We start from the raw sequence: 24,696 nt of genomic DNA on the forward strand, positions 1-24,696 counted from the left end.
ATGACCTGGCCGCCGGTGAGGATGGCGATGTCCTGCAGCATCTCCTTGCGGCGGTCGCCGAAGCCGGGGGCCTTGACAGCCACGCAGGTGAAGGTGCCGCGCAGGCGGTTGACGATCAGGGTGGACAGAGCCTCGCCCTCGATGTCCTCAGCGATGATGACCAGCTTCTTGCCGCTCTGGACGATCTGCTCCAGCAGGGGCAGCAGGTCCTGAATGACGCTGATCTTCTTGTCGGTGATCAGGATGTAGGCGTCGTCGATGACAGCCTCCATCTTCTCGGTGTCGGTGACCATGTAGGGGGTGATGTAGCCGCGGTCGAACTGCATGCCTTCCACAACTTCGGAGTAGGTCTCGGCGGTCTTGCTCTCCTCGATGGTGATAACACCGTCGGCGCTCACCTTCTCCATGGCCTCGGCGATCAGCTCACCCACGGTGGCGTCGCCGGCGGACACGGTGGCCACACGGGCGATGTCCTGGGAGCCGTTGATCTTCTGGCTGTTGGCGGCAAAGGCCTCCACAGCAGCCTTCACGGCCTTCTGCATGCCGCGCTTCACGTCCATGGGGTTGGCGCCGGCGGCAACGTTCTTCATGCCCTCGCTCACCAGGGCCTGGGCCAGCACGGTGGCGGTGGTGGTGCCATCGCCCGCGGCGTCGTTGGTCTTGGTGGCGACTTCGCGCACCAGCTGGGCGCCCATGTTCTCAAAGGCGTCCTTCAGCTCGATCTCTTTGGCGATGGTCACGCCGTCGTTGGTGATGATGGGGCTGCCAAACTTCTTGCCCAGCACCACGTTGCGGCCCTTGGGGCCCAGGGTGATCTTGACGGTATCCGCCAGGGTGTCAATGCCGGCGCTCAGGGCCTTGCGGGCCGCCTCGCCATGCAGGATCTGTTTAGCCATAATGCTCTATCTCCTTTTTATCTGGTTTCAAAAGAAAGTTTATTCTTCGACGATGGCAAGAATGTCGCTCTGACGCACGATGGTGCATTCCTCGCCGTCCACCTTGACTTCGGTGCCGGAGTACTTGCTGGTGAGGACCTTGTCGCCCACCTTGACAAGCATCTCCACTTCCTTGCCATCCACCATGCCGCCGGGGCCGACAGCCAGCACAACGGCTACCTGGGGCTTCTCTTTGGCGGAACCCGCCAGAATGATGCCGCTCTTGGTGGTTTCTTCGGCTTCCACGGTCTTGATCACAACGCGGTCAGCCAAGGGTTTGATCTGCATAAGAATGCCTCCTGTTCGAACTATAAAATAAATTGCATTGCCGCGATTTGTTTAGCACTCGTTGCTCCTGAGTGCTAATATATATTTTATCCACTTATCTTTCAAAAATCAAGAGGGTAAATTAAAAAATTTTTGTGAACAGCTTCCCACGGCTCCTCCTCCGCCGCAGCGCGGTGTTTTTGGGCAAAAAATGGGGCCGCCCCCGCATTGGGAGCGGCTCTGTGCGCCCGGCGGCCATCCGGGCGGAACGTGTCAGTTTTTGGCAGGCAGAAGGATGCGAGCGTCAAGAGGGCAGACACAGGCCGAAAGCCCCATGCGTTCTTCGCATTCGCCGTCCTCGGTGACGACGATGGGCCGCCCGTCCAGCACTTCCACCTCTACCCGGCGCACCCGGCGGAACAGCGCGATGTCCCGATAGGCCGGAGCGACCTGGCGGTTTTGGTTGTGGGCGCCCTTTTTTTAGCCGCCGATGACCCGCGCCACCGCGACACGGCCGATCTTGCGAATGAGGACAAGGTCCAGCAGGCCGTCCTGCATGTTGGCCTCGGGCGCGGCCACATAACCGCCGCCGTAGGCTTTGCCGTTGCAGATGGCAAGCATCAGGAATTCGCCGGTGATGACCTCGCCGTCCGCCTGCACCCGCAGGCGGTGGCCCAGCGGGCCGCAGATGGACTGCACGATGGAGAGGTTGTAGGCCATCGCGCCGCCGCAGAAGGGCAGCCGGCGGAATTTGGGGATGCCGTAGGCCACCTGGGCGTCCAGCCCGGCGGAGCAGATGGTCGTGGCGATGCCCTTTTCGGTCTGTATCAGGTCGATGTCCACGGCCGGGCCGCGCATCATCCGCTCAAGGTCGAGGAATGGCTCTCTGCCGCCGAAGTTGCGAACGAAGTCGTTGCCGCTGCCGCAGGGGATGCAGCCCACCGCCGCGTTGGCGCGCCCCCGAACGCCCCGCAGCACCTCGTTGAAGGTGCCGTCGCCTCCGCAGGCGTACAGCCGCACCTCCTCCCCTGCCTCGGCCTGTTCGGCGGCCAGTTCCACGGCATGGCCCGGGTATTCGGTGAGCAGTATCTCGTAGTCCGCGCCAAGATTCTTTGCCGCGTCGATGATCTGCGGCACCAGCGTGCCGCTGGCGTCCGCTTTGCCGGAAACGGGGTTGACGATGAACACGTGCCGCATTTTCAGCGCCCCTTATCTCACAGTATTTTCGGCCCCATCAGGGATGACGCAGGCCGGCGTTTAGCCCGACTGCCTGCACAAAAGCTTCTGTTTCCTCCACCGCTTGCGGAATGCGCGGAATTCCTTGCCGGCCATGCGGCTTTCTTCCCTTGCGGCCTTCATGGGCCTATTTTACCATAGATGCCCGCGTATTCCAACACAAAAAACGGCCCCGCATTTTTGCGGGCGCGGCAGGGCCGTTTGATTCATAGGTTTCAGCCAAGGGGCAGGAGAAGTTCCGCCCTGCCGCCGCGGCCGGTGTTGGAAAGGCGCAGTTCCCCGCCGTGGCTTTTGGCCACCCGGCCCGCAAAATAAAGGCCGAGCCCCAGGTGGCCGCTTTGAGGGCGGCTGGCGTCGCTGGTGAAAAAGGGCTGGTCGCCTTTGGCCAGCGCCCCGGCGGAAAAGCCGGGGCCGGAATCCTCCACCGCGACGGAAAGGCGGCCGCCGGCGGCATGGAGGGTCAGGGATATTTCGCCTCCGCGGGGCGTGTAGCGCACCGCGTTGTCCAGCAGGTTGCCCACCGCCCGGTCAAGGCTGACGCGGTGCACCGTCACGCTGCCCGCAGGCGCACCGACGCAGTGAAAGGCGATCTGTTTTGCGGCGCAAAAGCCCTGGTCGGCGCTCTGCCAGCCTTCTGCCAGCAGTCGCAGCTCCACCGTCTCTTTCCGTCCCCCGCCCTCCGGCCCGGAGGCGGCCATCGTTCGCAGCTGCGCCACATAGTCTTCCAGCCGCAGCGCCCCCCGAAGGATAGCCTCGACATTCTGCCGCTGGGCAGCGGTAAGCGCGTCCTCTGCCAGAAGTTCCGCGTTGCCGCTGACGATGCTGAGGGGCGTTTTCAGGTCGTGGGTCAGGGCGGCCAGTTCCAGGCTGCGCTGCTGCTCCATCGCCCACTGTTCCTGCAGTGAGGCGGCAAGGCTGGCGCGCAGGGTCTCCATCGCCTGCAGGGTCTCGTCGAACTCCTGCACGCGGGCGTGGACGGCAAAGGGCAGGTCCAGCCGCCGGTCGGTGATGGTGCGGGCCGCGCCGGTGAGCAGCGCGGCATCGCGCCGAAGAAGGCCCGCGAAATGGCGGCTGGCCGCCGCCCCCGCGATGAGCCAGGCGGCCAGCAGGAGCAGGAGGGCGCAGGTCTGGAATTCCGGCATGCGCCGCTGGAGGGCCGACGTGCCGTAGGGCATGGAGTAATCGTATTGGACAACACAGCCGGTCCCGTCAGGCAGGCGCGCCACCTTGTGGTACTGGGTGTAAAAAACGCCTTTGGGCGAAAGGTCGCCCGCCAGGGCCTGCCGGGCGTATTCCAGGCGGCGTTCGCTCATCGGGCCGGAGCGCAACAGTTCCCCGCCTTCGTCAAAAACGGCCCAGCGGTAATAGTATGGAAGCTGTTCCGGGGCAAGGGAACCGTTTTCCAGCGCAGGCACGACCACTTCCAGGCCGTTTGCGGCAGTGGACGCCGGGTAAACAAATCCGCACCGCATGAGGCCAGGTCAGCGCGCCCCACCACAGAACGGCAAGGAATGCCATCACCGTGCCTGCGGTGAGCAGATACCTCCAGAACAGGGCCGCCAGCCCGGGGCGCCGCTTCATTCGCTTTTCCATTTATACCCCACTCCCCACACGGTCTCGATCGGCGCCGCGCCCGCCGCCCGCAGCTTGGCCCGGATGTTTTTGATGTGCTCGGTCACGGCGGCGGCAGAGGGCAAAACCGTCCTCGCCGGGCATCATCACATCCAGCAGGATGCAGTCTGCCCAGCGGCAGGCCGCCCCGTCCACCCGCTGCCCGTCCCGGCAGGCCGAGACCTGATGGCCGTCCCGTTCCAGGGCGGCCTTGAGCAGCGCGCACAGATCCCCGTCGTCGTCCACCACAAGGATGTGTGCCATCGCCGTCACCTCAGTTCAAAAGAAGATACAGCCCCCAGGAGAGGGCGTAGAAAGCATAGATGTGGGCGGGATAAAAGACGTAGAAAAGCGCCTTGTGCCCTTTGCCCCGCCGGCCATTATACCACAGCATCAGGGGCGCTGCCAGAACGCCGTAGATCTCGTAGTAAATGGTGAACAGCTGGGTCCAGACGAATCCCGGCATTTGGGAGGCCATCAGGCCCATATAGACCACGCCATACAGGAGATAATACACTGTAAAGGCAGCCACCTGCACGCCCCTGCGCTTGCGGAAGAGATAGAGCACCAGCCCCATCACCAGCACCGGCCAGCTGCTGTCGCCTGTCATGCCCCAGAGCGGCAGCACGGAATAGCAGACAAAACCCGGCAGGCCGGAAAGCGCCGGGAACGCCATTGCCAGCCAGGTGGCTGCAAAGGGCCAGGCCAGGGGCATCGCCACCGCCGCGAGGCCGGGCAAAAACCGCTTTTGCCCCAGCCAGTCGATGCCCTGCCAGACTGCCATCAAAATCACAAAGGTGGTCATCATGCCGTTGGCGGGGAAAAAGCCGTCCGGCCGCACCGGCAGGCCGCCGAAGGCCATGAGATAATACAGCAGCGACATTGCCGCAGAGATGGCATAGACCTTCAAAAAATACTTTTTCCTGCTGCGGGTGTGGGTGAAGCCCTCCACCAGGCAGAACAAAAACAGCGGCGCGCTCACCCGCCCTGCCATACTGAACCACTCCGGGATGACGCCGGTGAAGCCGAAAAAGTAGTGGATGTGATCCAGCACCATCGTCACCAGGGCGATCCACTTCAGCCCGGTCTCGGTGATGCCCCCTTTTGGGGCCGGTTGTGTTGTTTCCATTGCAAAACGCTCCTCTCAAGGTTTCTTTTGCCATGGTAACAGCCGTTTCTAAGGAAAGTATAAGGGATGCGCGTTTTTTTCAAAGGAAAAGCCCCCCGGGCGGACCCGGAGGGCTTTGTGCTTGCTGTATGAGGATGTTTTAAACGGCTCAGCCGAAGTAACGCTCCAGCAGGCCCTGCATGCCGCGGCCGTGACGGGCCTCGTCCTTGGCCATCTCGTGAACGGTGTCGTGGATGGCGTCCAGGCCCAGCTCCTTGGCGCGCTTGGCGATATCCATCTTGCCGCTGCAGGCGCCGCACTCGGCGTCCACACGCATCTGCAGGTTCTTCTTGGTGCTGTCGGTCAGAACCTCGCCCAGCAGCTCGGCGAACTTGGCGGCGTGCTCGGCCTCCTCAAAGGCATAACGCTTCCAGGCCTCGGCGATCTCGGGGTAGCCCTCGCGGTCGGCCACGCGGCTCATGGCCAGGTACATGCCCACCTCGCTGCACTCGCCGTTGAAGTTCATGCGCAGGCCCTCGATGATGTCCTCAGGCACGCCCTCCTTGGCGATGCCCACCACATGCTCGGTGACGTAGGTGTTCTCGGTCTTCTCCACGAACTTGTCCTTGGGAGCCTTGCAGACGGGGCAGAACTCAGGGGCAGCGCCCTCGGCGATGTAACCACAAACGGTGCAAACGAACTTAGACATTTTCTCTTCCTCCAAATCGTTTTAAAAGTTTTGCATTGAAGCGGTCCCTATAAATAGGAATCATTCTCTGTTATGTTCACAGTATAGCACAACAAAAAGGTTCCGTCAACAGGAAAATCATGAAAAACCTATGAATTTTTGCGCCGGTCCCGCGGCTGGGTGGAAAAGCCCATTTTGCCCAGCGCCGGCAGCAGGGCGGCCAGGCTGGAGCTGGTCACAAGGCCCATGCCAAGGCCGCAGACGATCATGATGGGGGCGTAGGTGAGGGCCAGCGCGCTGCTGAGCAGAAAGCTGGCGGCGATGAGCTGGCCGATGTTGTGGCCCAGCGCGCCGCACACCGACAGGATAAAGTAGGTGGGGCGGCGCGGCAGTTTGTAGAGCAGCCACATCACCAGCACCGAAACAAGGCCCCCGCTGAGGGATAAAAGCCCCGCGGTGGCGCCCCGGGTCAGCCCCACGAAAAAGGCCTTGAGCACGGTGAGGGTGAGCGCCTGGGGAAAGCCCATGAAAAACAGCGCATACATGACCACGATGTTCGCCAGGCCGATTTTGACGCCGGGGATGAGCCCCAGCAGCGGCGTGATGGCGCTCTCCATGAAAGACAGCGCCATGGCCAGCGCAAACAGCAGGCCGGACAGCGCCACCTGGCGGGTTTTGTTGTTTCGCATGGCGTTCTCTCCTTAGTAATAAGGTTTTGGCTGGTTATCAGTCTAAGCCGCTTTGCCCCATCTGTCAAGAAAAAAGCGCCGGAATTGACCTTCTTCGCAATATCTTTTATAATAGGTGCAAACGCGCTCCCCGCTTGGGTAGCGACGCAACGGAGGTGGTCTCATGCGCCGCGCGCTTCTGGCAGCGGTTTGCTGCGGCTTTGCCCTTTTGCTGGTCGGCTGCGGCTTCAAGGATGGAACATACACAGCCGAATTCCAAAGCTTTGACAGCCTGGGCTACAAAGACCGGCTCCAGATCACCGTGGAGGACGGCGTCATCACCGACGCCCGGTTCGACGGGGTGAACGAAGCGGGCGGCCTGAAAAGCGAGGATGAAGCCTACGCCGGTCGGATGCGCCCCCTCTGCGGCACCGACCCGGCCGGGATACGCCAATATTACAGCGACGCCCTGACCGGCCTGGATGACCCAAAGGGCCTGGAGGCCGACGGCGTCAGCGGCGCGACGGTGTCGGCGCAGCACTTTGAAGCGCTGTGGCAGGCGCTGCAATCGCCCATGAAAAAAGGCGAGACCTCGCCCGTGGTGGTGGCGGACATCCCGGAATTTTCGCCGGAGGAAGGCATCGGTGAATAATGTGTTAAAATTTGGCACACACTTGCACTGAGGCTTGCATTCCACCGGGATATAGTGTAGAATTCCCATAAGGCTTTCAAAAAGGAGAGTACGACAAATGAAAAAGATCGTTTCGCTGCTCATGGCAGTTTCCCTTTGTGCGTTTGCCCTGGCCGGCTGCGGCGGCGGGTCCGAGACCGCCTCGTATAACCTGGACGACATCGTCGCCACCGTGGAAAAGGCCAATCCGGTGAGCAACTCCCGCGATGTGGACGACAATTTCATCCAGCTGGATATGCTGCTCACTCCTGAAAACATCGAGGAGTACGCCGGCAAGGTGAGCAGCGACCAGAGCAACAGCGCGCTGATCGTGGCCATCAAGGCGGTGGAGGGCAAGGCTTCCGCCGTGGAGGAAGAGCTGAACGCCTACAAAACCAGCATCTCCACCGGCGGCCTGTACGCTGAATTTGCGGACAAGGAGGCCATGGCCGCCGACGCCCGCATCGTTGCGAAGGGCGATTATCTGGTGATGGTGGTCGCCAATACCGAGGGCGCCGACTACACTGAAATCGACACCGCGCTGGACGAGGCTCTGAAATAAGGCACACCGCGCTGAGCTTTGAAAATGAGGCCGATACCTGCGTTTTCCAGGTACCGGCCTTTTGTGTGAAAGGGAGGGCCGTTTTTTGATCTTCAGCACGATTTTGTTTCTGTTCCGTTTTCTGCCCATCACGCTGGCGCTTTATTATCTTGCCCCGGCAAAACTGAAGAATCTGGCGCTGTTTTTGTGCAGCCTTGTGTTCTATTCCTGGGGCGAGGTCAAATTCTTCCCCGTGATGGTGGTGCTCATCCTCATCAACTATACTTGCGGCCTGTTGATGGAAAAGTTTGACCACAGCGTCAGGGCACGGCGGGTGCTGCTGGTGGCGTCCATCGTGGGCAGTCTGTCCATGCTGGTGTTCTTCAAATACTCAAACTTCCTCATCGGCACTGTAAACAGCCTGTTCGGGCTGTCCATCGGGCTCATCGAGGCGGCCACGGTGCTGCCGCTGGGCATCAGCTTCTATACCTTCCAGACCATGAGCTATTCCATCGACGTTTACCGCCGGGATGTGCCCGCCGAACACAGCATCATTGACTTTGGCGCCTATGTGGTCATGTTCCCCCAGCTGATCGCCGGCCCCATCGTGAAATACCGGGATGTGGCCGCCCAGCTGCATGTGTATAAAAACCGCTACCGCCTTTCCCAGATCCAGGACGGCATCTGCCTGTTCGTGTTCGGCCTGGCCAAAAAAGTCCTGCTGGCGGACATGATCAGCCAGCTGTGGTACGACATCATCGGCCAGTGGTCCGGCGGGACGCTGGAGATCGCCGGTGTCGGCCTGGAAAACGCCAGCACGCCCCTTGCGTGGCTGGGGCTTCTGGCCTACAGCCTGCAGCTGTATTTCGACTTCTCCGGCTACTCCCTGATGGGCATCGGCATGGGCAAGATGCTGGGCTTCGACTTCCCCATGAACTTCAATCTGCCCTACATTGCCGGCAGCATCACCGACTTCTGGCGCCGGTGGCACATGACCCTTTCCAGCTGGTTCAAGGAGTATGTGTACATCCCCCTGGGCGGCAACCGCCGCGGCATCAAGCGCCAGATCTTCAACATGTTCGTGGTCTGGTCCCTCACCGGCATCTGGCATGGCGCCGACTGGAACTTCATGCTCTGGGGCGTCTACTACTTCGTGCTGCTGACCATTGAAAAGGTCTTTTTGCTGGACAAGCTGAAAAAGGGCAAGGTCTGGCCCCATGTCTACACCCTGTTCCTGGTGGCGGTGGGCTGGGCGCTGTTCGTGGGCAACGAGAGCGGCGTGGGCCTTTCGCTTTTGTTCCAGAAGCTGTTCATCCCCAGCGGCGGCGTTGGCTGTTTGTATTTCCTGCGCAATTACGGCGTGCTGCTGGCGGTGTGCATCGCCTGCTGCACTCCCCTGCCGCTGAAAATTTACGACAGGATCAAGGAGAACACCTTCATGCGCATCGCGCTGGTGGGGCTGCTGCTGGTCTTGTGCATCGCGTATATCGTGGCGTCCACCAACACGCCGTTCCTCTATTTCCGGTTCTAAGGGGGTGCGAGACTGATGAAGGAAAAATGGAATGAACTGAAAAAGTATCCCCTGCTGGTGCTGTTTTTCGTGTTCCTGTTCGGGTTCATGTTTCTGGACATGGCCTGGCCCAAGCGGGAATACAGCGACCTGGAGCGCCGGGACCTGGCCCAGGTGCCAAAGTTCAGCCTGACAAAACTCTTTGAAAATGTGTGGACCAGCGAGTACGACAACTACACCAAAGACCAGGTGGTGGGCCGCGACATGTGGCTGCGCCTGCAGAGCCGCAGCGAGAGCCTGCTGTTCCAAAAGCAGGAGATCGGCGGCGCGCTGCTGGGCGATGACGAGATGCTCTTCGCCCAGACGCTGGCCCTCAAGCCCACCGAGGAGCGCATCCTGAAAAGCAACATCCAGCAGAGTTCTTCGTTCGCGCTGCGCTACCCCGGCAAGGTCACCCTGATGATCACGCCTTCCGCGAGCGTGATCTATCCCGACAAACTGCCCGCCAACGCCCCCCTGCTGGATGAAAACGCGCTGCTGGACACCATTTTCTCTATGCACGAGGGCGCCAACTGCATCGATCTGCGAGAAGCTTTCAGTGCTGCCGCGGAGGATACCCAGCTCTACTACAAGACCGACCACCATTGGACCACCGACGGCGGAGCGTATCTGGCCTATCAGGAATACTGCCGCTCTTTGGGCCTGACCCCCATGGAAGTGAGCGCCGGGGACTTTGGCCAGGTGCCGGACTTCTATGGCACCACCTACTCCAAGTGCCTGCGGTGGGACCAGACGCCGGACACCATCTCCTACCTGGACATTCCCGATCAGATGACCGTTTGGAAGACCAACGCCCGGGGCGAGGCCACCGAACCGCAGTTCACCAGCGGCCTGTATGAGATGGAAAAGGCCAAGACCGCCGACAAGTACTCCATGTTCCTTTACGGCAACCAGGGCTACGTCACCATCGAAGGCCGCGGCGAGGGCCGTGTGCTGGTGGTGAAAGACAGCTATGCCAACAGCTTTGTCCCCTACCTCATCGAGAACTACGCCGAGATCTGCGTCATCGACCCCCGCAGCTACCGGAACAGCATCGACGCGCTGATGCAGCGGGAGCAGTTCGATCAGGTCCTGCTGCTGTTCAGTTTCCAGACCTATTCCACCACCAATATCTCCAGCTACCTGGCCGCCTCGGCCGGCGAGGGCTGAAGCCTTTCCAACGCCCCTGCACGGTTTGTGCGGGGGCGTTGATTTTTCCGCTAACGCGCCCACTTTTTACGGACATTTTACATTTCGGGGTGGGAAAACCGGCGCAAATGCTTTATACTTGAATCGAATGAGATCCGCGCGGCCCCCGCCGCGGCCCCGCCTTTTCGAGGCAGGGCCGGCAGCCCGGGCGCGGACCGATTTGAAGGGAGAGCATCCATGTCCGTGATCTATGTTTTGGAAGATGACAACAGCATCCGCGAGCTGGTGGTGTACACGCTGAACCACTCCGGCCACGATGCCCAGGGATTCGGGCTGCCCAGCCAGTTCTGGGCGCAGATGGCAAAAGCCGCGCCCGACCTGCTTTTGCTGGATATCATGCTGCCCGAGCAGGACGGCATCGAAATTTTGAAACAGCTGCGGGCAGAGCCCGCCACCCGCAAGCTGCCGGTCATCATGCTCACCGCCAAGGGCAGTGAATACGACCGTGTGCTGGGGTTGGACAGCGGCGCAGACGATTACATCCCCAAGCCCTTCGGTATGATGGAGCTTGTGGCCCGCGTCAACGCGCTGCTGCGCCGCACCGCTCCCGGCGAGCAGGTCATGGAGTACAAGGCGGGCGGTCTTTCCGTCTGCCCCGCCCGGCATCAGGTGCTGGCGAACGGCCGCCCCGTCACCCTGACGCACAAGGAATTCGAGCTGCTGAGCCTGCTCATCCAGTCGCCCGGCATCGTGTTCACCCGGGAGCAACTTCTCCGGGAGGTCTGGGGCTATACCTTTGACGCCGAGAGCCGCACTCTGGACGTGCATGTGCGCACCCTGCGCCAGAAGCTGGGCGAGTGCGGAAGCTGCATCGAAACGGTGCGGGGCTCCGGCTACCGCATCCGGGAGAACGAACAATGAGCAAACGTATTTTCAAAGCGATGATGGCGGTGACTCTCACCACCCTGCTCGTGTGCATGGCTTTGTTCATCGCCATCCTGTTTCCCTATTTTGAAACGCAGCTTTCCGACGAGTTGAGGAACGAGCTGGAATACCTTGCCCCCAATGTGGAACGGGACGGCCTTGGCTATCTGGAGCGCCTGGGCGACGGGCAGAACCGGCTGACCCTCATCGACGCCGACGGCACCGTGCTTTTTGACAGCGACGTCGACCCCGCGCAGATGGAAAACCACGCCGACCGCCCGGAGGTCATCCAGGCCATTGCCGAGGGCGCCGGCGAAAGCAGCCGTTATTCCGAAACGCTGACCGAAAAAACCATCAACTGCGCCATACTGCTGGAAAACGGCCAGGTGCTTCGCATCTCCAGCACCCAGTATTCCAGCATGGCGCTGCTGGCAAGCCTCACGCCTTCCCTGCTGCTGGTGCTGATCTTTGCGGCTCTGGTGGCGGTGACCATCGCCTACAAATTGAGCCAGCGGCTCACAAAGCCCCTCAACGAAATCGACCTGGAGCATCCCCAGGTGAATCAGGCGCCCTACGATGAGCTCAAGCCCCTTCTGCGCCGCCTGCACCACCAGAACCGGCAGATACGCGAGCAGATCCAGCAACTGCAGGCCCAAAAACGCCAGTTCACCGCCATCACCGACAACATGCGGGAGGGGTTTCTGGTGCTGGACGCCGACGGGCTGGTGCTCTCCTACAATTCCAGCGCCACCCGCCTTTTGCAGCCGGAAAAGCCGCTGGACGGCCGCAATATCCGAGAACTGACCGATGAACCCGATTTTCTGGAGAGCCTGCACGGCGCCCAGGAAGGCGAGCATGTGGAGAGCCTCGTTCCCCTGCACGGGCGCATCTGCCAGCTGTTCGCAAATCCCGTCTATCAGGAGAGCACCCTCACCGGCATCGTGCTGGTGCTGCTGGACGTGACCGAACAGCAGGAACGGGAGGGCCTGCGGCGGGAATTCAGCGCCAATGTGTCCCACGAGCTCAAGACTCCCCTCACCTCCATCGCCGGCATCGCCGAGATCATGAAAAGCGGCATGATCGCCCCCTCGGACGTGCCTCACTTCGCCGGCAAAATTTACGATGAATCCCAGCGCCTCATCCAGCTTGTACGGGACATTATCCGCATCTCCCAGCTGGACGAGAATAACATCCACGACACCCCGGTGCCGGTGGAGCTGAAAGAGTGCGCCGCCCGCAACCTCAGCCTGCTGGAAAGTGCCGCCGACGCCGCCGACGTCACCCTGCATCTGGAGGGCGGCGAGGCGGTCATCCAGGCGGTGCCCGCTATTTTGGACGAGATGGTGTACAACCTCTGCGAGAACGCGGTGAAGTACAACAAACCCGGCGGAAGCGTCACCGTGTCTGTGCGGTCAGACGCCGCCCACGTCACCCTGGAAGTGGCGGACACCGGCATCGGCATCGCCCCGGAGCATCACAGCCGGGTGTTCGAGCGATTCTACCGGGTGGACAAAAGCCACTCCAAAGAGATCGGCGGCACCGGGCTGGGCCTTTCCATCGTAAAGCACGGCGCGGCCTTCCACCATGCCCAGGTGGAGCTGGAAAGCGCGCTGGACAAAGGCACCGCCGTGCGCATCATCTTCCCTCGGAACGCCTCTTCTTGAGTGAATACTTTCGTTCATGCAAAAGCCTCTGACAAGCAATTTTGCTTGCCAGAGGCTTTTGCTGTTTTATTCTTCTTCCTGCTCGTACTGGTCCTGTTCTTCCAGCAGCTTTTCCCACTCGTCGAAAAGCTCCTGTTGGTGGAAGCGGGTGTCCTCCAGCTCGTCGCAGGTGTCCCGCAGGAGGATGTGGTCCCGCAGCACCTCGGGGTCGTTGATGGAATTTTCCAGCTCCACCACCCGGGCGCCGATGGCCTCTATCTCATCCTCCACCGCCTTGATGCGGGCGCGAAGTTCCGCGCGGCGGCGGCGCTGTTCCTTGCCGTAGGAGGCTTTGCCGCCGGTGGCGGTTTGCGCTGCGGGGGCCGGTTCGGGCGCTGCCTGGCCGCGGCCCATCATCTTTTCGTAGCTTTCATAGAGGGTGGCCTTGCCGTTCTCGATGTAAAGGATGGGGCAGGCCAGGCTGTTCATCAGATAGCGGTCGTGGGTGATGAGCAGCAGCGTGCCTTCGTAGGCCGTGAGGGCCTCGGTGAGGCTGTCCCGGGTATAGATGTCCAGGTGGTTGGTGGGCTCGTCCATGAACAGCAGGTTGGGCCGTTCCAGCACGATCTCGGAAAGGCGCAGGCGGGCAAGTTCGCCGCCGGACAGCGCGCTGCAGGGCTTGAACACGTCCTCGCCCCTAAAGCCGAAGCGGGCCAAATGGCTGCGCACTTCCAGCTCGGTCATACGGGGCCACTTGTCCCAGATCGCGTCGATGACGCGGCCGCCGCGGCGAAGCTGCTGCTGCTCGAAAACGCTGGCCTTTGCCCCGGCGCCCAGCCGCACCATTCCCCCGCTGGGCTTACGGCGCCCGGCCAGCACCTGCAGCAGGGTGGATTTGCCCGCGCCATTGGGGCCGGCGATAACCAGCCGCTCGCCCCGCAGCACCTGCAGGTCAAAGGGTTCCAGCAGCGTGCGGCCTTCGATCTTGACACAGAGGTTTTTGAGGGTCAGCAGTTCGTTGTAGGGTGTGACGTCGAACTCAAAGCGGAATTTCAGCTGCTGGGGCCCGCTGGCGGGCTTTTCGGTGATATCCAGCTTTTCCAGCTGCTTGCGGCGGCTCTGGGCCATTTTGGTGGTGGAAGCACGCACCAGATTGCGGGCGATGTAGTCCTCCAGCTTCTGAGCCTTGGCCACGTCGGCGTCGTGCTGCTTTTGCTGCAGGGCCACCGCCGCCTCTTTCTGGGGCAAAAAGGCGGAGTAATTGCCCTTGTAGCTGGTCAGGCCGTGGCCTTCCACTTCCCAGATACGGGTGCAGACCTCGTCCAGAAAATAGCGGTCATGGCTGACCACCAGCACCGCGCCGGAATAGCTCTTCAGGTAGCCTTCCAGCCATTCCATGGTGATGAAATCCAGATGGTTGGTGGGCTCGTCCAAAATCAGCACGTCCGGGCGCTGGAGCAGCAGCCGCGCCAGGCACAGCCGGGTGTGCTCGCCGCCGGAGAGCACCGCCACGCTTTTCTGATAGGTCTCCGGCCCAAAGCCCATGCCGCTGAGCACCTTTTTGATATTCACGTCCATGTTGTAGCCGTCAGCCGCGTCAATGACCGCCGAAAGCCTGGCATGCTCTGCCAGGACCTCCTGGTCGTGTGGGGCCTTTTCCAGTTTTTTCTCCAGCAGGCGCATGCGGTTCATGGCGTCCAGCACCGGCGCAAAGGCATTGCGCATCTCGCCGTAAACGTCCTGCCGGGGGTCCAGCTGGCTGTTCTGTTCCAGATACCCCAGGCTCACGCCCCGGGTCAGCTGCATTTCCCCCTCGTCGGGCTGATACTCACCGCAGAGGATCTTGAGCAGAGTGGTCTTGCCGGCGCCGTTTTCGCCCACGATGCCAATGCGTTCCCCCTGCTCCACCGTGGCGCTGATGCCCTCAAGGACCACCATCTCGCCAAAGCTTTTTCCGATGTTTTGTAAGGATAGTACCATGTTCGTTCCGTTTCTTTGGCAGAGCCGCCTCAGCCGCCCTGCTCAAACTGATGTTTGCGCCGGGTCTGGCCCACGTTTTCCAGTTCGTCCGACTCCATGACGATGGCGTACAGTTCCTCCCAGGTGCGCACGGTATGGGTGGGCCCGTTCTCTGCGGGAGCTTCCTTGCCTTCCCAATTGAACCAGCAGGTATCCAGCCCTGCGTTCTGGCCGCCCTTCACATCGGCGGTGAGGCTGTCGCCCACCACCAGCACCTTGCCCCGGTTCTCGATGCCCAGGCTGCGCAGGGCTGTCTCAAAAAAGCGGCGGTTTGGTTTTTCCACGCCGAGGCGCTCGGAGATGAACACAGCGTCCATATACGCGCCCAGGCCGGACTCTTTCAGCCGCTTTTCCTGCACATGCTCCACACCGTTGGTGACCACCGCAAGGGTGGCCACCTCCGACAACTCCTTCACAGCCTCCAGCGCGCCGGGCATCAGGTCGGGATGCTCGCTGAGGCGGTCCAGATAGAAGGCGTTCATCCGCGCCGTGTCGCCGGAGGCTCCCAGCGCCGCCAGCAGTTCCTCAAAGCGGCGGACCACCAGCTTGTCCCGCTTGATCTGGCCTTTTTCCAATGCGGCCCAGAGGCCCTTGTTGATGGTGTGGTAGGTGTGCTCCACTTCATCGGTGGCAGGCAGGCCGAACTCGCTCATCGTTTCGTGAAAAGCCTTGTGCTCGGCAGCAGCAAAATCCATCAAGGTGCCGTCCACATCCAGCAAAAGGCAATGATAATATGCCATGGGTCGATCTCTCCCTTTTCATATCCTTTGCCGCCCTTTCCGGCGGCGCTTACCTTGTCTATTATCGCTTATTCCGCCCCATTCGTCAAGGGAAGCGGCGCACAGATGCAGCGGCACCCGGACATGCCGAAGCCATTGTCCGGGTGCCGCCGCGCTCACAGGTCGATGATGGGATAAGCGCCTTCCTCCGACGCCGTGCAGCCGCAGCGGCCGCCGGTGCATTCCACAGGGTCAGGATCAGGTTCCGGCTCGGGCGTGCAGGTGCAGCTGTCCTCGCAGCTGCAACAGTTCTGGCAGCCGCAGGAGTTCCTGCAATTGCAGGAACAGCGGCTACCGCAGCCGCAGCATTCGCCGCATCTGCAGTCCGGCGTGGCCACCGGTTCGCCCCAGTTCAGATCATAGTTCTCCACACTGCCGTTGGTCACGTCTTCGTCGCCCGGGGCATACGCCCGCAGGCATTGGCACAAATCAGTCATGGTCAAACGCCTCCCTTGCCCCAATGTATGCAGCCCTGCGAGGGGGTGTGCGCGGGGAGCAGGCAGTACGCTCAGTAGTCGAATTCGCCCTTGACCGAACGGCTGAACAGGCGCGGGATGACTTCATCCGCGGAAAGGCCGTTGTACAGCAGGCCGTTCACTGTCTGGCAGATGGGCAGGTCCACCTTGTATTCCTCGCCCAGCCGCACCAGCGCCTGCACGGTGGAAGCGCCTTCGGCAAGGCGGTCGAAGGGCTCGCCCTTGATGAAGCTCTCGCCGAACTGGCGGTTGTGGCTGTGAGAAGAAAACAGGGTGGCCTGGTAATCGCCCAGGTGGCACAGGCCATAGGCCGAAAGCTCGTTGCCGCCCATGGCGCGGATGAGCCGGGCTATTTCCCGGGCGCCCCGGGCCATCAGCGCGCCCTTGAGGCTGGTGTAGCCCGCCCCGTCCAGCATGCCGGCGGCAATGCCGATGACGTTTTTGGCGGCGGCGCCCACCTCGGTGCCGATGAGGTCGCGCCCTTTGTACAGGCGGATGAGGTCGCTGCTGAGGTTGTTCACGATGAAGTCGGTGGTGGCGGGGTCGTCCGAGTCCACCACCATGCAGTTGGGCACCCCGGCAGAGAAATCCTGCACATGGCCGGGCCCCACCCACACCGCAACCTTCACCGGTTGGGCGACCTCTTCGCGGAACACCTGGGTCAGGCGTTTGCCGGTGGCTACTTCGATGCCCTTCATGCAAAGGATAAAGGTCTTTCCCTTCACATCATGCTGCTGGATCTGCGCCGCCAGCTGCCGAAGCTGCTGGGCGCTGATGGAAATGACCACCACCGGCCCAAAGGCCAGCGCGGCGGCCAGATCGTCCCCCAAAAGAAGCGGATCCGGCAGAGCCTGGTATTCATTTCTGCGCTCGGCCCGAAGCCGGGCAAGCCCGCGGGAGCCGGGGCGGCCCCACAGCAGGACTTCGTTCTTCGCGCAATGGTAGGAGGCCAGAAAAGTGCCCCAACGGCCGCAGCCCAGGACGGAAAGTTTCATGGTGCGTTCTCCTTGCTGTTTTGATTCGTGAAAAGGCCGCCCTGCCGGGCAGGGCGGCCTTTGATGTTATTCGGATTCGTTGCCTTGAGTCGCAGGAGCTGTTGCATTCACTGTGATGCTGGCAGTGCCATCGGTGTACCCATCTGCCTTCACGGTAACAGTAATGGTATAGCTCTTCGCTTCGGACGGCGTAAAGTTGACACTGCTTCCGCTTCCAGAAACATCGCCTCCCCAGGTAATGGTTGCTCCGGAGGGTGCGTTGTTAACAGTATAGGTATACTGCTGGCCAGTGGTAGTATTTGTTTCGCCGCTGATGGAAACATTCATCGTCTGCAGCGCTTTGCCTTCCACGGTGATGGTTGCAGTTCCGCTTACATTACCGATTTTGGCTGTAACAGTATAGGTCACCGGGGAAGTGCTGTTGTTGGCCGGCACAGTCACGGTGGTGCTGGAACCGGAGGTGGCACTCAGAGTTGCACCGGAAGTAACGCTCCAGCTGACGGTCCCCTGCGCATTGCTGGGGGTGACCGTTGCGGTCAATGTTACCGATCCGCCGCTGCTGCTCACGGTAGTGCCGCCGTTCACGGTGATGCCAGTGGGATTCACCACGCCAGCCTTCGCAGTCAGCGTATAGGTGGCGCTGTAGGTCTTGCCGTTCAGGGTCACGTTCGCCTTGATCTCGTAGGTGCCTTCTTTGTCCGGGGTATAGCCGGCGCTGATGCCGCGGCGGAACTCGGTGCCGTTGACGGTCCAGTAGATGTCGTTGTCCACATTGATGCTGGAGCGGTCGCTCACATTGGCGTGCAGGGTAACGCCCTGGCCCACCGTGGTGGTGCCGGAGCTGCCTTCTTTGATGCTCACCACAAGCTTCGCGCCGAACATGGCGGTCACGTTGACGTTCTGCTTGAAGTCCTTGTCGGTGCGGGTGGCGTTGGTGTTGCCGTCGCTCCATTTGAGGAACTCATAGCCGTCGGCAGGCACGGCGGTCACCGAAACGCTGCTCTTGCTGGTCAGGTCCTTGAAGCTCAGGCTGGTGACGCCCTTCTTGTCGCCGCTGGTCAGGGTGCCGCCCACGTTCTTGTCCACATTGTACTGGGCGGTATAGGTCTTTTCATCCGGCGAGGGAGTCGGCGTGGCAGTCACCGTGCCGGTGGAGCCGGTCTTGCGGCGCTCGGGGATGTTGTCGGTGTCAGGGCGGCGGTCCTCAGTGCCCAGGTAGGCATGGGTGCGGGCATATTCCATAATGGCGGTCAGCGCGTCCTTTTTCAGATGGATGTCGCCGGACAGGAAGTACTGAGACTTGCCGTAGCCGTCGTCCCCCACCAGGACTTCGCTGACATTCAGGAATTTGTAGCCATTGTCGGCGCACACCTGAGCCAGCGCATCGTTGAACTCGTTGATCGTCTCCATGCTCATGCTGGCATAGCTGGAGTGGTCCTCGGGGATGGGAGGCACGGCGGAGACGATGATATCGGTGTAGGGATAGGCCGTCTTGACAGCCTCCAGAGCGGTGCGGTAGTTGGAGGCGAAGTCGGAGGCGCTCATGGTGCCGTCGGCGTTGTTGGTGCCCATCATCACGATGATGCGGCGGGGCTTCATCTTGGCCAGCGCATCGGGGATGGAATAGCCGTTGTCATCGCCCTTGAAATAGATGGACTTGTCGGTGGTGAACTCCTGGATACCCAGGCCTTCCACCGCCACCACCTGATCCAGATCCAGCAGATTGTACTGATAGTAGCGGTAGGTGTTGGAGTCGCCCACGAAGATGGTCTCGTTGATATACTCCGCGCCGGCGTCTTCGGTCTCGCCCAGCACAGCGTCGCCGTACTTGCTGGCGTCAAAGCCGCCCGCCACGATCTGGCTGGTGCCGGAGGAAGTCTGGCTGGTGCTGCCCGAATCGGGCTGGCCGCCGCCGGCTTTTGAAACGATGACGCTCACCGCTACGATGGTGATGATCAGCACAAGGGCGCAGATACCCAGCACGATGGCTGCCTGCTTCTGCTTGGGGGTGAGCGGCGCCGGGCCGCCACGGGACTTGCGTCTGTTCTGAGGCATTCGATTGCCCTCCTTTAATCATTTGCTCCCTGGCCGAGGATGAAATCAGCCAGCTGTTCACAGGTCTGAGCCGCGAAGCACGGTTCGAAGGGAAGCAGTTCTTCCCTGCTTCCATATCCGTACAGCACCGCCGCTGCCGGCACCGCGCAGTCTGCCGCGCCGCGCATGTCGTCGGCCCGGTCGCCCACCATGAGCACCCGCGCGCCTTTCAGTTCCGGGCGCACCAGCACCGTGCGCATCACAGCCGTTTTCGTGTCCACGCTCTTGTCTTCACTGGCGCCGCCGATGAAGGTGAAATGATCCGCCAGGCCCAGTTCCCGCAGGATGGGGGTCACCACCGAGGTGGGTTTGGACGTGGCGGTGTAGAGTTTTACACCTGCACGTTGCAGCCGCTGCAGCATTTCCGGCACACCGGGAAACACCTGGCACTGATGCTGGCCCACCTCGTGATAGCGGTCGCGGTAGATGCGCACCATGCGCTCCACATCCTCTTCCCTGCGCATGTGCTCGGCAAAGCTGCGCCGAAGCGGTGGCCCAAGATATCGGTTGAGGTCGATCCTCGCAGGGTCGATGCCCACCGCGCGGAAGGTGTACTCCATGGTCGCGAGGATACCTGGACTGGAATGGATCAATGTGCCGTCCACATCAAACAGCACTGCGTCAAAACAAGCCAAACTGGCACCGCCTTTCCTGTGTTGGGCGCGGCTTTTGGGCCGTGCCGCAGGCGCCGCCTGCCGTTCGAAAGAGCGGGCCGGGTGGACCCGGGGCAGCGCCGGCAAAGTTATTATACCATTTTTCCTGTTCCGACACAACGCAAAGGCGTGGAATTTCACCAGACCGACGTTTATAATACGATACGCTTCCTTTAAATATTGCAAAAAGCCCGGCGCGTCGCCGCGCCGGGCCAAAAATCGCATGATTCAGGAAAGGAGCATCCGGTCGTTGTCCAGTTCACTTCCGCTGGCCTGCTCGAATTTCAGCAGCAGATCCGCCACTTTCAGATTCTTCTTCTCTTCGCCGCTCACGTCATAGATGACGCGGCCCTCATGCATCATGATGAGCCGGTTACCGTACTGGATGGCGTCCTTCATGTTGTGGGTGATCATCAGCGTAGTGAGGTTGTGCTCCGCCACGATCTTTGCGGAAAGCTCCAGCACCTTGGCCGCCGTTTTTGGGTCCAGGGCGGCGGTGTGCTCGTCCAGAAGGAGCAGTTTGGGCTTTTTGAGGGAAGCCATCAGCAGGGTGAGCGCCTGACGCTGGCCGCCGCTGAGCAGGCCCACCTTGGTGGTGAGCCGGTTCTCCAGGCCCAGGCCCAGCATCTTGAGCTGCTCTTTGTACTCTTCCTGTTCCTCCCGGGTGATGCCGGGGCCAAGGCCGCGCCGCTGGCCGCGCCGGGCCGCCAGGGCCAGATTCTCCTCGATCTGCATGGTGGCGGCTGTGCCGATCATGGGGTCCTGAAAGACGCGGCCGATGTACTTTGCCCGCTTGTGCTCCGGCAGGCGGGTGATGTCCACGCCGTCGATCATGATGGCGCCGGAATCCACCGGCCACACGCCCGCCACCGCGTTCAGCAGCGTGCTTTTGCCCGCCCCGTTGCCGCCGATCACGGTGACGAAGTCGCCCTCGTCCAGATGCAGCGACAGGCCGTTCAGCGCCGCCTTTTCGTTGACGGTCCCTGCGTTGAAGGTCTTGGAGATGTTTTTGACGTCAAGCATTGCGGGCGCCTCCCTTCTTCACCGATTTGGAGAAATACCGGTCCTTCCAGTAGGGCACCGACAGGAACAGCGCCACCACCAACGCCGCCAGCAGCTTCAGGTAGTTGGCGTTGAGGCCCAGGGCCAGCACCGCCTGCAGCACAATGTAGTAGATGATGGAGCCCAGCACCACCGCGAACAGCTTGAGGGCGAAATTGACGAACACCTTGCCGAAAATGACCTCGCCGATGATGACGGCGGCCAGACCGATGACGATGGCGCCGCGGCCCATGTTGATCTCACTGGCGCTGTTGTACTGGGCCAGCAGCGCGCCGGAAAGGGCCACCAGGCCGTTGGAGACCACCAGCCCCAGCACCTTGGCAAAGTTGGTGTTGATGCCCTGGGCGCGGGCCATGTTGGCGTTGGCGCCGGTGGCGCGCAGAGAGCAGCCCAGCTCGGTGCCGAAAAACCAGTAGAGCAAAGCGATGATGGCCAGGGTGAACAGGCCGCCCACAAAGATGGGATGCCGCCAGAACGGGCGGGTGCCCTTGGCCACGTCGGTGACGAAGCGCAGGGAGACCAGCAGCTTGTCCAGCATTTCGTTGGTGGTCACGTTGATGGCCACAGTGGCCTTCATTCCCATGATTGCCATATTGATGGAATACAGCCCCAGCTGGGTCAGGATGCCCGCCAGAATGGCCGGGATGCCGCAGGCTGTCTGTAAGAGGCCGGTGACAAGGCCCGCCGCCATGCCCGCCAGCGTGGCTGCCAGCATGGCCAGCCACAGGCTGGCCCCGCCGGTGAACATCACCGCAAACACCGCCGCACCGGTGCACAGAGAGCCGTCCACCGTGAGGTCCGCAATGTCCAGGACGCGGAACGTGATGTACACGCCGATGGCCATGATGCCCCAGATCAGCCCCTGGGACACAGCGCCCGGCAGCGCGTTGAGAAAATCCATGAGTCTTCCCTCCTGCGGGGCGGCACATCGCCCCGTTGATGCTTTTCCTTACTACTATAGCAAAAAGCAGAGGAAAAGGAAAGCCTTTTCCCCTGCTTTTTTCGCTCAATCAAAGCAAATCATTCGGCAGCGATCGGCTCGTAGCCCTCCGGAGCGGTCAGGCCCAGGTCGGCCGCGATGGCTTCGTTGTATTTCTTGGTGAACTGGGGCGCATATTCGATGGGCATTTCGGAGACGTTGGCCTCGCCGGTGAGGATCTTCACCGCCATCTCGCCGGTGGCAACACCCAGGTCGTAGTAGCTGATGGACAGGGTGGCGACGCCGCAGCCGGAGCAGATGCCCTCTTCACCCGCGATGACAGGCACGCCCGCGGGGCGGCAGATGTTATCCACCACGCCGGTGTTGTTGGCCACCGTGTTATCGGTGGGCACATAGATCACATCGCTGTTGTCGGCGGCGTTCTGGGTGACGGAGGCCATGTCGTTGGTGTCAGAGAAGGCGTACTGGGTGCAGGTGTAGCCCAGCTTCTCCAGTTCCGCCTGTACGACGTCCACCTGATACTGGCTGTTAGGCTCGGCAGAGCAATAGAGCAGGCCCACGTTCTGGGCGTCGGGGAACCACTCCTGCAGCATCGCGGCCTGCTGGTCCAGCGGGGCCAGGTCGGAGGTGCCGGACACATTGGTGCCCACGGTGCCGGAAAAGCCCTCAATGCCCAGGGCCACGCCGTACTCGGTGACCGAAGTGCCCAGGATGGGGATGTCGGAGGTGGCGGCCACAGCCGCCTGCAGGCTGGCGGTGGCGTTTGCCATAATGAGGTCAACGTCAGCGGAAACAAAACCGTTGACGATGGTGGCGCAGGTGGGAGAGTCGCCCGCGGCATTCTTCACTTCAATGGTCACCTGGTCGCCCAGGGCCTCTTTCAGGGCGTCCTGGAACCCCTGGGTGGCGGCATCCAGCGCGTCGTGGGGCGCCAGCTGGCACACGCCCACCACATAGGCGCTGCCGGCGCCTTGGGATGCGGGCGCGGAACCGCTTTCGGAAGCGGGGGTGGACGTCTGGCCGCCGCAGCCCGCCAGCATGGAGACAGCCAGCATCGCCGCCGTACATGCACAAATCAGCTTTTTCATGGTCAATTCCCTCCTGTTCGGGCCAGGCGGCCCTTCACATCCGCGGCTGATTTATTGCCGCAATGTGTTACTGCACTAAAGTATACCACCGAATCCTTCTCCATGCAAGGGTTTTCTCCCATTATGCCGCTGTTTGTTTGAAACGCGCCCTCTTTCGAGAGGGCAGGCCGCGGCGGCTCTCCCGGATGACCCGCGGGCTGAGCCAGAGCAGCGCCGCCAGGTTGGGCAGGGCCATGAAGCCGTTAAAGGTGTCGGAGATCTCCCATACCAGTTCGAGCCGGGTCACACAGCCCAGCACGATGACCGCCACGAACACCGCCTTGTAGGTCCCGGCCGCCCATCCGCCCCACAGATATTCCGCCGCCTGCGCGCCGTAGCAGCTCCAGCCCAGCAGAGTCGAAAAGGCGAACAGGGACAGGCTGACCGCCAGGAACACGCCGCCCCAAGGGCCGAAGGCGGCGCGGAACGCATCGGCGGTGAGAGCCGCGCCGTTTGGCAGCGTTTCCAGAAGGCCACGGGCCTTTGCCTCGGTATAGACGTTGAGGTCATAGGCCCCGCTGCACAAAATGGCAAGGGCGGTGAGGGTGCACATGAAGAGGGTGTCCACCGCCACTTCCATGATGCCCCACATCCCCTGCTCCACCGGCGAGCATCCGGCGGCGGAGTTCGCCATCACCGAGGAGCCAAGCCCCGCCTCGTTGGAGCTGACCCCGCGGGCCACGCCCACCGACAGCGCCCTGGCAAGGCCGTAGCCCGCCGCCCCGCCAAGGCCGGCCCGGAGGGAAAATGCCTCCCGGAAGATCATGGCCACAACGCCGGGCAGACGTTGGATGTTGAGCAGCACGATGAGCACCGCCCCGCCGGTGTAGGCCACGGCCATGAAGGGCACGATCTTTTCGGCGACCCGCCCCACCCGGGCGACGCCGCCGGCGATGGTGACGCCTATGACCCCCGCGACCGCAAGGCCGGTGGCCAGCGGCGGAATGTGAAAGGCGTCCCGCAGGCCCTCGGCGATGGAGTTTGCCTGCGCCATGTTGCCCATGCCCAGCGAGCCCAGCAGGCAGAAAAAGCTGAACGCCGCCGCGAGACGGCGGCTGTGCAGGCCCTTCTCGATGTAGAACATCGCCCCTCCCACCGGGTCGCCTCTGCGGCTGGTGCCGCGGTAGAGGGCGGCGAGAACGTTCTCTGCATAGGCGGTCATGGCACCCAGCAGTGCCGAGAGCCACATCCAGAACACCGCCCCCGGCCCGCCCGCCACCAGCGCGGTGGCCACGCCGGCGATGTTTCCCGTGCCCAAAGTTGCCGCCAGCGCCGTGCAGGCAGACTGGAAAGCGGTGGTCGCGCCCCGCTTGCCTCCACCTTTGAACGCCGCGCCCAGGGTCCGCCCCAGCCAGAAGCGCACTCCGCGCAGCTGGAAAAAACCGGTGGATGCGCTGAACACAACACCGCATAAAGCCAGCAGGCAGATGGTGCCCGGCCCCCAGGCCAGCTGATGAAGCGCCTCCATCACAAATCCCAGCGCCCGTTCCGCAGTTTCCATGTCCCTTCTCCTTTTTTCATAAGTTTCAGGACATGTATATGCGGCGGCCCGGCCCGGGGAT

24 protein-coding genes and 2 pseudogenes are annotated in these 24,696 nt (G+C 61.8%); 6 read left to right on the forward strand and 20 right to left on the reverse strand.

Annotated elements, in window-relative coordinates; genetic code table 11:
* The 10 genes and pseudogenes from groEL to ACH2AT_RS03865 all read right to left on the reverse strand — a co-directional run.
* Positions 1–896 (reverse strand): chaperonin GroEL (gene groEL, locus ACH2AT_RS03820; RefSeq protein WP_394963787.1); only part of this gene is annotated, 896 nt, incomplete at its 3' end.
* Between the two features lie 39 nt (positions 897–935).
* Complete coding sequence (gene groES, locus ACH2AT_RS03825) at positions 936–1,223, reverse strand: co-chaperone GroES (RefSeq protein ID WP_177521251.1); 288 nt, start codon at positions 1,221–1,223, stop codon at positions 936–938.
* 252 nt (positions 1,224–1,475) lie between these two features.
* Positions 1,476–1,613, reverse strand: a complete 138-nt coding sequence (locus tag ACH2AT_RS03830) for a hypothetical protein (protein ID WP_394963790.1) — start codon at positions 1,611–1,613, stop codon at positions 1,476–1,478.
* 69 nt (positions 1,614–1,682) lie between these two features.
* The gene (locus ACH2AT_RS03835; RefSeq protein WP_394963792.1) at positions 1,683–2,399 is read right to left on the reverse strand and encodes a diacylglycerol/lipid kinase family protein; all 717 of its coding nucleotides are present in this window, start codon (positions 2,397–2,399) and stop codon (positions 1,683–1,685) included.
* A 254-nt stretch (positions 2,400–2,653) separates the two neighbouring features.
* The gene (locus ACH2AT_RS03840) at positions 2,654–3,910 is read right to left on the reverse strand and encodes a sensor histidine kinase (RefSeq protein WP_394963794.1); all 1,257 of its coding nucleotides are present in this window, start codon (positions 3,908–3,910) and stop codon (positions 2,654–2,656) included.
* Between the two features lie 105 nt (positions 3,911–4,015).
* A pseudogene (locus tag ACH2AT_RS03845) lies at positions 4,016–4,126 on the reverse strand (winged helix-turn-helix domain-containing protein); the annotation flags it as partial.
* Between the two features lie 43 nt (positions 4,127–4,169).
* Positions 4,170–4,313 (reverse strand): annotated as a pseudogene (locus ACH2AT_RS03850) (DNA-binding response regulator); the annotation flags it as partial.
* Between the two features lie 10 nt (positions 4,314–4,323).
* Positions 4,324–5,178 (reverse strand): TraX family protein, encoded by an 855-nt coding sequence (locus ACH2AT_RS03855; protein ID WP_394963796.1) that lies wholly within the window; start codon positions 5,176–5,178, stop codon positions 4,324–4,326.
* A gap of 148 nt (positions 5,179–5,326) precedes the next feature.
* A complete protein-coding gene (locus tag ACH2AT_RS03860; RefSeq protein ID WP_177521245.1) occupies positions 5,327–5,866 on the reverse strand; it encodes an NADH peroxidase in 540 nt (179 codons plus the stop codon).
* 128 nt (positions 5,867–5,994) lie between these two features.
* Complete coding sequence (locus ACH2AT_RS03865) at positions 5,995–6,534, reverse strand: Gx transporter family protein (protein ID WP_394963798.1); 540 nt, start codon at positions 6,532–6,534, stop codon at positions 5,995–5,997.
* A 163-nt stretch (positions 6,535–6,697) separates the two neighbouring features.
* On the opposite strand from ACH2AT_RS03865, the gene ACH2AT_RS03870 reads away from it, so the two are divergent.
* From ACH2AT_RS03870 to ACH2AT_RS03895, 6 genes are all read left to right on the forward strand, one after another.
* Entirely contained in the window at positions 6,698–7,165 is a 468-nt protein-coding gene (locus ACH2AT_RS03870) for an FMN-binding protein (protein WP_394963800.1), read from the forward strand.
* 97 nt (positions 7,166–7,262) lie between these two features.
* Positions 7,263–7,745 (forward strand): DUF4358 domain-containing protein, encoded by a 483-nt coding sequence (locus ACH2AT_RS03875; protein ID WP_394963802.1) that lies wholly within the window; start codon positions 7,263–7,265, stop codon positions 7,743–7,745.
* Between the two features lie 85 nt (positions 7,746–7,830).
* Entirely contained in the window at positions 7,831–9,255 is a 1,425-nt protein-coding gene (locus ACH2AT_RS03880) for an MBOAT family O-acyltransferase (RefSeq protein WP_394963804.1), read from the forward strand.
* A 15-nt stretch (positions 9,256–9,270) separates the two neighbouring features.
* Positions 9,271–10,443, forward strand: a complete 1,173-nt coding sequence (locus tag ACH2AT_RS03885; RefSeq protein WP_394963806.1) for a DHHW family protein — start codon at positions 9,271–9,273, stop codon at positions 10,441–10,443.
* Between the two features lie 222 nt (positions 10,444–10,665).
* A complete protein-coding gene (locus ACH2AT_RS03890; RefSeq protein WP_177521253.1) occupies positions 10,666–11,343 on the forward strand; it encodes a response regulator transcription factor in 678 nt (225 codons plus the stop codon).
* Positions 11,340–13,010 (forward strand): ATP-binding protein, encoded by a 1,671-nt coding sequence (locus ACH2AT_RS03895; protein ID WP_394963808.1) that lies wholly within the window; start codon positions 11,340–11,342, stop codon positions 13,008–13,010. The genes ACH2AT_RS03890 and ACH2AT_RS03895 overlap by 4 nt, the downstream gene beginning before the upstream one ends.
* 66 nt (positions 13,011–13,076) lie before the next feature.
* On the opposite strand, the gene ACH2AT_RS03900 is transcribed toward ACH2AT_RS03895, so the two are convergent.
* The 10 genes from ACH2AT_RS03900 to ACH2AT_RS03945 all read right to left on the reverse strand — a co-directional run bounded on the left by ACH2AT_RS03900 (position 13,077) and on the right by ACH2AT_RS03945 (position 24,635).
* Complete coding sequence (locus tag ACH2AT_RS03900) at positions 13,077–14,927, reverse strand: ABC-F family ATP-binding cassette domain-containing protein (RefSeq protein WP_394963810.1); 1,851 nt, start codon at positions 14,925–14,927, stop codon at positions 13,077–13,079.
* A 71-nt stretch (positions 14,928–14,998) separates the two neighbouring features.
* Positions 14,999–15,748, reverse strand: a complete 750-nt coding sequence (locus ACH2AT_RS03905) for a YjjG family noncanonical pyrimidine nucleotidase (RefSeq protein ID WP_394963812.1) — start codon at positions 15,746–15,748, stop codon at positions 14,999–15,001.
* 155 nt (positions 15,749–15,903) lie between these two features.
* Positions 15,904–16,224, reverse strand: a complete 321-nt coding sequence (locus ACH2AT_RS03910) for a hypothetical protein (RefSeq protein WP_394963814.1) — start codon at positions 16,222–16,224, stop codon at positions 15,904–15,906.
* Positions 16,225–16,295: 71 nt separating this feature from the next.
* The gene (locus ACH2AT_RS03915) at positions 16,296–17,258 is read right to left on the reverse strand and encodes an NAD(P)H-dependent glycerol-3-phosphate dehydrogenase (RefSeq protein ID WP_394963816.1); all 963 of its coding nucleotides are present in this window, start codon (positions 17,256–17,258) and stop codon (positions 16,296–16,298) included.
* Positions 17,259–17,324: 66 nt separating this feature from the next.
* Positions 17,325–19,313, reverse strand: a complete 1,989-nt coding sequence (locus tag ACH2AT_RS03920) for a GDSL-type esterase/lipase family protein (RefSeq protein WP_394963818.1) — start codon at positions 19,311–19,313, stop codon at positions 17,325–17,327.
* A gap of 14 nt (positions 19,314–19,327) precedes the next feature.
* Complete coding sequence (locus tag ACH2AT_RS03925) at positions 19,328–19,987, reverse strand: HAD hydrolase-like protein (protein ID WP_394963820.1); 660 nt, start codon at positions 19,985–19,987, stop codon at positions 19,328–19,330.
* A 246-nt stretch (positions 19,988–20,233) separates the two neighbouring features.
* Positions 20,234–21,028: an ABC transporter ATP-binding protein gene (locus ACH2AT_RS03930; protein ID WP_394963822.1), complete on the reverse strand. Its 795-nt coding sequence runs from the start codon at positions 21,026–21,028 to the stop codon at positions 20,234–20,236.
* Positions 21,021–21,968 carry an ABC transporter permease gene (locus ACH2AT_RS03935; protein ID WP_394963824.1) on the reverse strand — a complete coding sequence of 316 codons (948 nt, stop codon included), beginning with the start codon at positions 21,966–21,968 and terminating at the stop codon, positions 21,021–21,023. Before ACH2AT_RS03935 ends, ACH2AT_RS03930 begins: the two co-directional genes overlap by 8 nt.
* 119 nt (positions 21,969–22,087) lie before the next feature.
* Positions 22,088–23,095, reverse strand: a complete 1,008-nt coding sequence (locus tag ACH2AT_RS03940; RefSeq protein WP_394963826.1) for an ABC transporter substrate-binding protein — start codon at positions 23,093–23,095, stop codon at positions 22,088–22,090.
* Positions 23,096–23,216: 121 nt separating this feature from the next.
* Positions 23,217–24,635 (reverse strand): alanine/glycine:cation symporter family protein, encoded by a 1,419-nt coding sequence (locus ACH2AT_RS03945; protein ID WP_394963828.1) that lies wholly within the window; start codon positions 24,633–24,635, stop codon positions 23,217–23,219.
* Positions 24,636–24,696 lie beyond the last annotated feature (61 nt).

The sequence above is a fragment of the Candidatus Allofournierella excrementigallinarum genome, from assembly GCF_944388085.1.
GTDB lineage: Bacteria > Bacillota > Clostridia > Oscillospirales > Ruminococcaceae > Allofournierella_A > Allofournierella_A excrementigallinarum.